The 11,666-nt window shown below is 66.5% G+C and carries 8 protein-coding genes; 4 read left to right on the forward strand and 4 right to left on the reverse strand.

Annotated elements, in window-relative coordinates; translation table 11 throughout:
* The 3 genes from EB084_10290 to aroE all read left to right on the forward strand — a co-directional run.
* Window positions 1–2,698 (forward strand): hypothetical protein (locus tag EB084_10290; GenBank protein NDD28640.1); only part of this gene is annotated, 2,698 nt, incomplete at its 5' end.
* 82 nt (window positions 2,699–2,780) lie between these two features.
* Window positions 2,781–4,457, forward strand: a complete 1,677-nt coding sequence (ettA, locus tag EB084_10295; GenBank protein NDD28641.1) for an energy-dependent translational throttle protein EttA — start codon at window positions 2,781–2,783, stop codon at window positions 4,455–4,457.
* 5 nt (window positions 4,458–4,462) lie between these two features.
* Window positions 4,463–5,299, forward strand: coding sequence for a shikimate dehydrogenase (gene aroE, locus EB084_10300; protein NDD28642.1), 837 nt, complete (start codon window positions 4,463–4,465; stop codon window positions 5,297–5,299).
* On the opposite strand, the gene EB084_10305 is transcribed toward aroE, so the two are convergent.
* A complete protein-coding gene (locus tag EB084_10305) occupies window positions 5,292–7,535 on the reverse strand; it encodes a DUF3488 domain-containing protein (protein NDD28643.1) in 2,244 nt (747 codons plus the stop codon). The genes aroE and EB084_10305 overlap by 8 nt on opposite strands.
* Window positions 7,532–8,779, reverse strand: a complete 1,248-nt coding sequence (locus EB084_10310; protein NDD28644.1) for a DUF58 domain-containing protein — start codon at window positions 8,777–8,779, stop codon at window positions 7,532–7,534. The genes EB084_10305 and EB084_10310 overlap by 4 nt, the downstream gene beginning before the upstream one ends.
* 241 nt (window positions 8,780–9,020) lie before the next feature.
* Here EB084_10310 and EB084_10315 point away from each other — a divergent pair, with 241 nt between their 5' ends.
* Complete coding sequence (locus tag EB084_10315) at window positions 9,021–9,809, forward strand: PilZ domain-containing protein (GenBank protein NDD28645.1); 789 nt, start codon at window positions 9,021–9,023, stop codon at window positions 9,807–9,809.
* 42 nt (window positions 9,810–9,851) lie between these two features.
* Here the strand turns inward: EB084_10315 and EB084_10320 are convergent, their stop codons facing one another.
* Both EB084_10320 and EB084_10325 read right to left on the reverse strand, forming a co-directional pair.
* Window positions 9,852–11,165: an ABC transporter substrate-binding protein gene (locus EB084_10320; GenBank protein NDD28646.1), complete on the reverse strand. Its 1,314-nt coding sequence runs from the start codon at window positions 11,163–11,165 to the stop codon at window positions 9,852–9,854.
* A gap of 37 nt (window positions 11,166–11,202) precedes the next feature.
* A complete protein-coding gene (locus EB084_10325) occupies window positions 11,203–11,649 on the reverse strand; it encodes a DUF4352 domain-containing protein (protein NDD28647.1) in 447 nt (148 codons plus the stop codon).
* Window positions 11,650–11,666: the final 17 nt, after the last annotated feature.

The raw sequence follows: 11,666 nt of genomic DNA on the forward strand, positions 1-11,666 counted from the left end.
GCCGCACGCGAAGATCGTGGTGTCGTTCCCCACACCCAAGAGCGCAGGCGCGGCGGCACGGCAGTACCGCTTCGTGGGCTATGACGGGGGCGATGAGGTGCGCTACGGTCCCGTGACCTACCCTGCCGCGCCCGCCATCACCCTCGAGAACGTGCCGGTGAGCGTGGTGGGTCTCGTCATCGAATCCATCGACACCTCTGGTGCCGTCGAAGACACCCGCCATACCGCAACGCAGCTGCAACAAGGAGACACGAAGCACATCGACGACCCGTCCACCTCCGCCGCGTCGCTCGACGGGCTCGCTGTCATCCCCGGGCGCGTGTCACTGGCGAGAGGAACCACGGTAGCGTTCCACCTTCAGGGCATCTTCTCAGACGGCATCACGCAAGACCTCACACGCACCGCCGACTGGTCGTGCGCGAACCCCGCCATCGCGCAGGTGCGCGGCAGCCAGGGAGGTCTCGTGGGCCTGGTGACGGGCGTATCAGCTGGCGAGACCGACGTGCATGCCCTGTACGCCCGACGACAGGTGAAAGGGCATGTGGTGGTGCGCGACACCACCGTGACCCGTCTCGAGGTCTCGCCGTCGACCGCCAGCCTGAACGTCGACACCGCCGTGTCGCTGACCGTGCTCGCGCATCTGGCCGACGGCACGGTTCAAGACGTGACGAACGACGCCAACTGGGCCACGAACGCGCCGACGGTGGCCCGCGTGCTCAGCCAGCCTCCGAACGCCGGCCTGGTCATCGGCATCAAGGGAGGCGACGCACAGATCACCGCTTCGTTCGGCGGACAGAGCGCCATCTCGGCGGTGCGCGTCACCGGCGCCGCGCTCAGCTCGCTCGTGATCACGCCCTCCCTCGCAAAGGTCAGCAGGGGGCTCACGCAGCAGCTGACCGCGCTCGGCAGCCGCGTCTCCTGGGCCACCTCAGACGGCACGGTCGCGTCTGTGACGTCCGGAGGCGCGGCCAGCGGCCTTGCCCGCGGCCTCGCCGTGGGAACCGTCACGGTGACCGCGCGCTATGGCGATCAGAGCGCGAGCAGCACCCTCGAGGTCACCGCGGCGCAGGTGGTGAGCCTCGGTGTGAGCGCCACCAGAGCTGCGGTCGTGCCCGGCGACACCCTGCAGTTCACGGCCACAGCCTCGTTCACCGACGCCACCACGCAAGACGTGACGGGCCAGGCGCTGTGGCGATCGGGGAACAGCGCGGTGGCGCGGATGGTGGGGGGAACGGCGACAGGCGTCAGCGTGGGCGCCACTTCGGTGAGCGCCAGCTTCGGTGGCCTGAGCGCAAGCGCGCCCATCACCGTGGTGCAGGGCGTGCCGAACCAGATGAGCGTCTCGTCGCCCCGCTGGTGGGTGGGGGTGGGCGAGACGCTGCCGCTGCTCAGCAGCATTCTGCTCAGCAGCGGAGCGGTGCAGCTGCTCACCGACGCGAGCACGTGGTCGGCCTCCGACACGGCCATCGCGACCGTCTCCACGCCCCAGGGCGTGCTCACCGGCGTGTCTCCGGGGCGCGTGAGCGTCACCGCGACGAACGGCACCTACGGCAGCGCGAGCGCATCGATTCGCGTGATCGAAGACGGAGAGATCATATCGCGAGACAGCGCAGGGCAGCGCTCGTCCAACGGCTGGAACACCGGCGGACCCGTGTCCGCCGATGGCCGGTTCGTGGTCTTCCGCTCCACGGCCTACAACATGGTTCCAGGCGGGTTCAACGGTCAGAGCGACATCTACGTCCGCGATCGCCTCTTTGACACCCTCGAGCGCGTGAGCGTCGACTCGAACGGCGTCGAGGCCAACGCCCACTGCTACGACGCCGCCGTCTCGGCCGACGGGTCGGTGGTGGCCTTCACCTCTGACGCCAGCAACCTCGGCCCCGGGCCCGTGTTCGTGCGCAACCGCAGCCAGGGCACCACCGTGAGCGTGGGCGCCGATGGCGGCAACAGCATGTACCTCAGCATCTCTGACGACGGCCGCTACGTTCACCTTGCCGGCATGCGCTACGATCTGCGCACGAGCACCCACGTGCAGACCCCGGACACACGTGCCTCCCGCCTCTCCGGCGACGGGCGGTTCGTCGTGTACGAGGCCGGCACCCCGAGTCAGATCTACATCGCCGACATCGACCTGGGCGGCACCCCCGAGCTGGTGAGCGCAACGCCCTTCGCAACCGAGGGAAACAACCAGAGCAAGCTACCCAACGTGTCCACCGATGGGCGATTCGTGGTCTTCCAGTCCGATGCGAGCGACCTCGTGGCGGGCGACACCAACGGCTACACCGACATCTTCATCCGAGATCGCCTGGTAGGCGTCACCGAGCGGGTGAGCCTGTCGACCAGTGGCGCGCAGGGCGACCGACGCTCGTATGGCAGCAATCCGTATCCGGCGGCCTGGGTGTCGGCCGACGGTCGATACGTGACCTTCAGCTCGCTCGCAACGAATCTCGACGCGACCGATACCAGCCCCGACTTCGTCGACGTGTTCGTACGTGATCGAACCGCATCGACAACACGCTGCCTCACCTCTCCCTACGTCGACAGCAGCAACCCGAGCGTGCGCTTCTCCACGGGCGACATCTTCGCGATGGGTGCCTCTGCAGATGGCCGCTTCTTCACGTTCGACGCCTACGGTTGGTGGAGCATCACCCACGCCTACAGCGACTATCAAGACGTCTTCCTGAAGCGCGCCTTCTGAGCGCGCATCGTCACCAGACACCGCGCTGCGAACCGCCTTCAAAGGAGGGACGACGCCCGTCGCGGCGAAAGCCCTCCCCCCTATGACCGCCCAATACATCTTCAACATGAACCGACTTCGGAAGGTGCACGGCACCAAGGAAGTCCTCAAAGACATCACCCTGTCCTTCTTCCCGAACGCCAAGATCGGCGTGCTCGGACCCAACGGCGCCGGCAAGTCGACGCTGCTGCGCATCATGGCGGGTGAAGACAAGGCCTTCGATGGCGAGGCCTCGTCGGCATCGTGGGCCACCGTCGGCTATGTCCCGCAAGAGCCCCGCCTCGACGAAGACAAGACGGTGCTCGAGAACATCCGTGAGGGCGCATCTGACGTGGTGGCCCTGCTGAAGCGCTACGACGAGGTGAACGAGGCCTTCGGCACGTGCGACGACGACAAGAAGATGGAGAAGCTGCTCGCCGAGCAGGCCCGCCTGCTCGACGAGATCGAGGCGTGCGACGGCTGGCAGCTCGATCGCATCTGCGAGCTCGCCATCAAGGCCATGCATCTGCCGCCCGCCGACGCGGAGGTCAAGCACCTGTCCGGCGGCGAGAAGCGCCGCGTCGCCCTGGCTCGGGTGCTGCTGCAGCAGCCCGACATGCTGCTCCTCGACGAGCCCACCAACCACCTCGACGCCGAGGCGGTGGCCTGGCTCGAGAAGCACCTGGCCGACTACGACGGCTGCATCGTGGCGGTGACGCACGATCGATACTTCCTCGACAACGTCGCCGGCTGGATCCTCGAGCTCGACCGTGGCAAGGGCCTCCCGTTCAAGGGCAACTACTCCGGCTGGCTCGAGCAGAAGGAGGCTCGGCTGGCCCAGGAAGAGCGCGAGGAGAACGCGCGTCAGAAGACCCTCAAGCGCGAGCTCGAGTGGGTGCGCCTGTCGCCCAAGGCACGTCAGGCCAAGAACAAGGCCCGCGTGCAGTCCTACGACAAGCTGGCCGCCCAGGCCAAGGAGTCGAGACAAGACACCATCGAGCTCGACCTGCCCCCCGGCCCGCCTCTCGGCGGCAAGGTGGTGGAGTTCAAGAACGTCACCAAGGGCTTCGGCGAGCGCACCCTCATCAAGGATCTCACCTTCAGCCTGCCGCGCGGCGGCATCGTGGGCGTCATCGGACCGAACGGTGCGGGCAAGACCACCCTGTTCCGCATGATCACGGGGGAGCAGAAGCCCGACGTGGGCAGCATCGAGGTCGGCGAGAGCGTGCAGCTGTCGTATGTCGACCAGTCGCGTGACGCCCTCACGCCGGACAAGCTGGTGTACGAAGAGATCAGCGAGGGCCAGGACCCCATCAAGTACGGCAACCGGGAGATCCCGGCCCGTGCCTACGCGGCGCGCTTCAACTTCAAGGGCAGCGACCAGCAGAAGCGCGTCGGCGACCTGTCCGGCGGTGAGCGCAACCGCGTGCACATGGCGAAGATGCTCAAGAGCGGGGGCAACGTGCTGCTGCTCGACGAGCCGTCAAACGACCTCGACGTCGATACCCTGCGCGCTCTCGAAGAGGGGCTGCTCGAGTTCCCGGGCTGCGCCGTGATCATCAGCCACGACCGCTGGTTCCTCGATCGCATCGCCACCCACATCCTCGCATTCGAGGGCGACGGTGGCGTGCACTTCTTCGACGGCAACTACAGCGAGTACGAGGAAGATCGCAAGCGACGGCTGGGCGACAAGGCGTCTCAGCCGCACGAGTACCGCAAGAAGGCCGCGGCCAAGGTCTGAGGTCGATGCGGTATGTGGCGCTGCTGGGGCAGCCCGTCGGGCACTCGGTCTCTCCCGCCATGCAGGAGGCCGCCTTTGCCCACGTCGGGCTGCCCTGGCGCTACCTGACGTTCGACGTCTCCCCCGAGCGGTTCCCCGAAGCCGTGCACAGCCTGCGCGCGCTGGGCTTCGTGGGGGCCAACGTCACCGTGCCGCACAAAGCCGCCGCGGCCGCCCTGGCCGACTCGGTCGAGCCCAGGGTTGGCAGAAGCGGCGCCTGCAACACGCTGCGCTTCACCGAAACGCACATCGAGGGCTTCAACACCGACGTTGCGGGCTTCGTCAGCGACCTCGACACAAGCTTCGGGACAGGCGTGCTCAACGGGGCCTCAGTGGTGGTGGTGGGCGCTGGCGGCGCCGCTCGCGCAGCGCTGCTCGCCTGCGCCGAGCAGAAAGCTCGCAGCGTGACGTTGCTCAACCGATCGCGCGAGCGCGCCGAGGCACTTGCGGCGGCGTTCCCGGACCTCTCGCTCGCCATCGCCCCCCTCGCTGACGAACCGTTCGCAGCCGCGGTCGCCAACGCAACGCTGGTGGTTCAGACCACCTCGGCCGGCATGTCGCCGTCGGTCGACGTGACCCCCGCCGCCTGGCCAGGCACCCTTCCGAGCGGCCTGGCGGTCTACGATCTCATCTACCGACCTCGGCGAACCCGCTTCCTTCAAGACGCAGCGGCGCGTGGAGCAAAGGTCTGCGATGGTCTCGGCATGCTCGTCGAGCAGGGAGCCGCCGCCTTCGAGCACTGGACAGGACAGCCCGCGCCGCGAGAGCTCATGCGAAAGGCCGCCGAAGACGCCCTCACCTGACGCTGCGCGTCACGGCCGCGCGTATGGCGACGAGACGCTGGCGCGCTTCGTCGACCTGTGATGCAGCGATCTCTCGCGCTCCATAGCGCGCCTCCTCGAAGAGATCGGTGAGCCGCTCGATGTCACGTGACACCGCGGGAAAGCGCAGGCAGGCCTGCGTCGCACGCTCACGTGGCGTCTTCCCCGGCGCCTTCGGCTGCTCGCCTGCTGAGAGCAGCGCGGCCATCTCCCTCCACGCCTCACCGATCTCGCCACCTGTGCCGGCCTCAGGAGCAGAGAGGCCGATGCGCCGTGCCACACGTCTCACCGCCGCGCGCAGGCGATCGCCCATCCGGCGCGCGACCGACGTACCGCCCTGCCGCGGTCGCCGCTGCCCGAGCAGAACCCACGCGCCCGCCCCCACACCGAACGCCAAGGCCACGATTGCGATGGCACCCGGCGCACCGATGCCAGCGACCCATTCCCGGACCCAAGCGACCGCCGTGGCAACGGCCTTCCCCGGCCCCTCGAAGTCGAGGCCCAGGCGAGCGCGCAGGTAGCGCAGGAAGGTGTCAGCGGCCGACGGTGCAGAGCGCCCAGGCGTCCGCGGTGCTGCGTCATATCCAGGAGAAGGGTCGAGCTCGACCCAGCCGAATCGGCTGACCATCACCTCGACCCACGCGTGCGCGTCTGACCCGCGAACCTCGTAATATCCCGTGAGGGGATTGTACGTGCCGCTCGAGTACCCGGTGACGAGGCGCGCGGGGATGTCGATGCTGCGACACATCACGGCCAGGGCCGTGGCGAACTGCTCGCAGTACCCCTTCTTGTAGCGGAACAGGAAAGCGTCGGCGACGTCGAGGTCGTCCGGGTAGGGGGGGATGTCGAGGGTGTAGGTATAGTGGTTCTGCAGGTAGTTCGTCAGCGCCGCAGCCTTTGCATACGCGCCGACCTCGTTGCGGGTGATGTCTTCGGCGAGGGTCTTCACGCGCGAGGGCACCGTGGGCGGCAGCTCGAGATCGAGCTCTCGCGCACGAAGCTCGACCTTCGTGGGAGGGCGGTTCAATGTGGCCAGACGCGCCAGGAGCGCGGGGCGCACGGGGCGATAGAGGCTCACCACCGAGTACACCGTTCCACTCTCGAGCGCGAAGGGCGTTCGAACCCCCGCGTGCGCGTCGACGTAGACCGTGTCGGAGGGGAAGAACAGCTGTGACAGCTGGTACGCCGAGAGAATGATGTTGGGCAGATCACGCTCGATGTAGTAGACCTGGATGAGCTCCTTCTCTCCGATTCCGTCAACGTTGAGCAGAATCGGAGGGCTGGTTCCGATGGTCTGCTCCAGCCCTTCCAGCGTGATCTCCCATCCTCTCCCCGTGTAGTGGTTGAAGCCCAGTCCGCGGTAGCAGGTCTCCTCCGACGAGCGAACGCGCATCATGATCTCGTCGGTGAGCTTGCCACGCAGGTTGAGGTCGAGATAGGCGCTGAAGCCGTTGTAGCTGTCCGGGTCGAAGTGACGCTGCTGGGGGGTGACGCGGCCGTTTGTGTTGGGGTATGCCGCGTTCCGGATCTCTCCCTTGCCCACCGCCTTCGGGTTGAGCTGCAGCGAGAACGGGAGCGCGCGGATTCGCAGGCCCTGGCCCCGCGGGATGAAGGGGAAGAGGCCCGCGCTCAGCAGCAGGAGGACCGCGCCAAGAGCGCTCACCGCCATCACGGCGGTGCGCGGCCCCGGCATGATCCCGACGACACGGCGAGCCTCACGTGCCTGTGAGAGATGGTTGCACAGCAGCGCAAAGAGCGCGCACACGAAGAAGGCACCCAGGTAGGGCAGCACCGTGAGATCGTGGCTGAGCACGCCGGCGACGCACATCAAGACGAAGCCCGCCACCAGCGAATAGTTCAGATCTCGTCGCGACGGAAGGTCATAGCTGTGGATCAGCTGCAGCCAGAGGAGCAGGTTGGCCAGCGGAACACGCGGGTCGAACGGGCTGTAGTAGAGGCTGACGATGAAATCGTAGAGCGCAACGAACATGAAGAGCGAGAGAAAGATCTTGAGCACCCAGTTCGTCTCGGTGCGACGGCGATACGAGACCCAGTAGCCGAGCGCGGTGAGGGAGATCAACAGAGCGGAGAGCGATGGCCACTGCTCCTCGTGAAGCGTGGCGAGCACACCGCACATGATCGTCGCGAGTGTCGCAGCCCGAAACGTGATGGAATCTTCGGGAATCTTCTTGACCGTGAGGAACCCGGGGATCTTCATCGTGCTGCCCCAGCCCCGCTGAAGATCCCCTCGAGCGGTGCCTCTGTCGCATGCACGAACACCCGCGCCCCAGCGGCGACGAGCGTCGCGGCCTCATCGATGCACTGCTCATCATCGCCCGCGAACAGCACCACGGCGGCTGGCAGGGGGAGACGCGCCACGTTCGTCTCGGAAAGTCCGCGGGTGGTCAGCACCAGCACATGGCCCGCGGGCTCACGCTTCGACTCGAGAATCTCGAGCGCGCGTGCCCAGTGCGGTGCGTCGCACGAGGCGAGGCGCGCCAGCCAGTCGAGGGGAGAGGCACCACGCTGGTCGGCCGCCCCACACAGCGCGCCGTGGCCGTCGAGGGTCACGAGACGAACGCGGGTCCCGCGACGGCGATCGTGCGCCAGGAATGCGGCCGCCAGACGAGCGGCCTGATCGAGCGCGGACAAGCCCGCCGGCCCATGTCCGCTCTCGCCACCGCAATCGATGACCACCGTCAGGCGGGGCGCTCCGATGTCAAGATGCTCGGTGACCGTGAGCGTTCCCGTGCGTGCGCTGGTGGGCCAGTGAACTGATCGGATGTCGTCGCCGTACTGGTAGGCCCGCAAGCCGTGGAGGTCATGGCTTCGACCGAGCCGTCTGTGCGGTGTCGTCTGCCCTTCGACACGAGAGGCGGCGCGCGCGCGATCAGCGTGACGAAGCACCGGGGCCCGAGGCAGCACCACGGCCTCACCGCCGATGTTCACGCGCCGCACCCGCGGGAAGAACCCGAACGGCACCGATGACGCCATGGTCGTGACCTCGAACCGCCGAACCCCGCGGAACGGGGCGGTCATTCGATACGAGAGGCTCACCGCCCCATGGGCCGGCACGCATCCGACCACAAAGCGCACCCGCTGGGCTGCGTCGGTACCTGCGTCCATGCCATCGACAGCGTCGAGGGGCGCGGCAGCCGGGGCGTCCGGAGGTACGGGGGGAAAGGGCGGGTGCTCCTCGACGGTGACGAGATAGCGCGGCCAGCGCGAGGGATTGTGAAGGCGCAAGCGCACCTCGACGGTCTCCCCCTCGACCACGGGACCCATCGCTCCCCGCGAGAGCTCGAGGCCCGATAGCATGAGGCGAGGAACCACAAACCCCACCAAAAGAAGCGAAGCGACCGCGGCGGAGATCAGGTAAAGCCATCCGGTCTGGGTGTTGACCGCGATGAAGAGGATGAGCGCACCGAGCAGCGCCACGATGGTCTCATCGCGCGGCTGCAATACCCGCCTCAAGATGCCGGCGAACAAGGCCTGCACGTGCTCGCTCCCATGTGCCCGCCCTGCCGTGATTTGCAGTGCGCAACGGCGGTTGTGCGAGCGAGCACATTATAGCACGGGCCCGACGAAGTTTTACGCCCCCCTCAACAAGGAGACACCACAGGTTCACGTCGTACAGTATTGAGAGGCCTGCAAGTCTTTTCAAGCCTCGAAGCGCAACGACTGGAGAAGAGGAAGCTCACGCATGGACTGGTGGATCACACTCAAATCCATGATCCAGGGCAATGCCGCAGAAGAGGCGCCGAATCGCGCACCCGTGCGCGCCGCTCCGCGCCTCCCCTCAGAGATCATGGCCCTGTGCTCAACCGCCTCCGATGCCGCGTTCACCGTCACCATCGTGAGTCTCAGCGTGACCGGGCTGAAGCTCGAGTCGTCGCGGCGAATCGCACCACAGGCCATCATCGACATCCGCGTTCCCGTATCGCTGAACTTCGAGAACCGAGAGACCATCGAGCACATCGGCTTCAAGGCGCGCAGCGTGTGGTCGAACAAGGTCGCAGGAAACAAGCACGAGACCGGGGTGCGGTATCTCGAGAGCGAGAACGAGAAGCGAGACCACTGGATACGTCTCGTGCTGCGCACCTACGGCATGAGCACGGGAGATGACCGCCGCGTCCACGAGCGCCACACCGCTGCGTTGCCTGTGACCGTGCACCGTGCTGACGGCACCGTGCTGCAAGGAGAGGTGAAGGACATCTCGGCTGGCGGCATGCGCCTCTGGCCTTCTGGCGTCTCGCTGGAGCGATCAGAGCGGCTGCGCATCGAGCTGCAGCGACAGGAGGGTGCGCCCTTCAAGGTGGGAGGCACCGTGGTCCACACAGAGGGAGAGGGCGACGCTGTATTCCACGGAATCGCGTTCGACCCGCTCGACGATGCGCAGAGCGAAAGCCTCGACGCCATCGTCACGCGACTCGTGAGGCTGGCAAGCGCACCCGCAGATCCGAACGGGAAACCGCTGCGGCCACCGATCTAGGCTGTCATACCCCTGGGTTGCGCGTGGAGCAAGCCAGAAGGCTCAGCGCTGAACGCCGCCGGCCCCGAGAATCTTGCGGATGAGGTCGTTGGAGATGGCCACAGCCCGATCGAGCGCATCTTGCGGAGACGAGCGACGGCTGATGGCCTCAAACATCGCGTCGTCGATGATGCCACGAATCGACTCCCAGGCCGAGACCTTGGGCTGCACACACGCATTGCGGAGGTTTGCCACAGCGGCGTCGCGGTAGTCCGGGTTGCGCGTCAGGAAGGCCTGATACTCGGCGCTCTGGATGGCCGACTGTCGCACGGGAAGGTACCCCGTGCGAAGCGCCCAGCGCGTGTTCACCGATCGCGACGTGAGGAAGCGAATGAACTTCCAGGCGGCCGTCTGGCGCTCCGCAGTGGTCTTGAAGAGCGCGAGGTTGGTACCGGCGAGCTGCATGCGCGGCGCGCGGCCGTGCGCAGACGGCATGGCCGCGAGGCGCACCGGGAACTTCGACGACTGACGCAGATGCGAGTAGGCCGAGGTGGTGAAGATGTACATGGCCGACTTGCCCTGTGAGAAGGAGGCCGCCGGATCGAAGGTGGGGAAGGCGGTGCGGTCGACGTTCACGAGGTCGACCCAGAAGCGCAGGGACGAGAGCCCGAGCGGATTGTTGAAGATGGCCTGGTTGTCGTTCACGAAGTCGCCCCCGTGCGCGTACAGGTAGTGGCCGAGCGTATCGACGTTGGGCTGCACCGTGATACCGTAGATGCCCCGCTCGGCCGACACCACCTTCTGCGCCACCGCGCGCACGTCTTCCCAGGTTCGCGGCACGCCTGCGCCCGCGGCGCGCAGCAGCCCTTCGTTGTAGTAGAGCACGTAGATGCTCTTGTTGAACGGGAGCGTCCACAGCTTGGACCCGTGGGTGTTGGCGCTGCGGAAGACAGGGACGAGGTCGTTGATGTCGGCGGTCGTGAAGGCGTCGGCCGAGCTGAAGTAGTCTTGCACCGGCACCAGGTAGCCATAATCGATGAGCTGGGTGGTCCAGTTCTCATAGACCTGGGCCGCATCCGGAGGCGCGTGCCCGGCGAGGCTCTCGAGAATGCCGCGATAGAGAGAGTTGTAATCGTTCCCCCACTGCGGGTTGCTGCTTCCGACGAACCGGGGCTGCACGCGAATCGAGGGGTTCGATTTCTCGAACTCAGCGATGAGATCGCGAAGCGCCGCCTCCTTCTCTCCGCGCATGGCGTGCCAGAATGAGATGGTGACGGGCTCGCGCGCCTGGACTGGTCTGGACCCCACAAGGGCAGCCAGGCCCAGGAGGGCGGCAAGCGCCGCAGCACCCAGGAGAAATCGTTTCAGCACGCTCATCGCACGAGGGGTCCTTTCTGTGTCGGCCAGGAGATCTTCAGAGGTTGAGGGTCAGGGGCGACTGGTTCAAGGCGTGAAGCGCGAGACGCGTGGGCTGCGCGTCGGCCGGGACCTCGAACACGAGATAGCCGAAGTTGATGCCGTACGGACGGAGAATCACGAGCCAGAAGTTGCTCAGCCCCTCGATGTAGTCGTACGAGCGGTTGTTCTGGTCGAGGAGGGAGAACCGTCCGGTGTAGATCTGCACCTCGTTCGACACGTTCTGCTGCGACAGGTAGACCACGACGAAGCGATACCCTGCGCGCGGGTGATAGAAGTCCTTGATGCTGGCGACGTTCTCGATGTTGGTGACGGTCACCGCGAAGACGTTGTTCTGCGTCGACTTCGGGACGTAGACGGTTCCACCGGCGCCGTAGGCGGAGGTAGACTGCACGGGCGGCCCCCCTTCGGTTCCCGCCGTCGGCAGGTCGAGGCCGTTGGGCATCTTGGGCGCTGCACTGA

This window comes from Pseudomonadota bacterium (assembly GCA_010028905.1).
Taxonomy (GTDB): Bacteria; Vulcanimicrobiota; Xenobia; order RGZZ01; family RGZZ01; genus RGZZ01.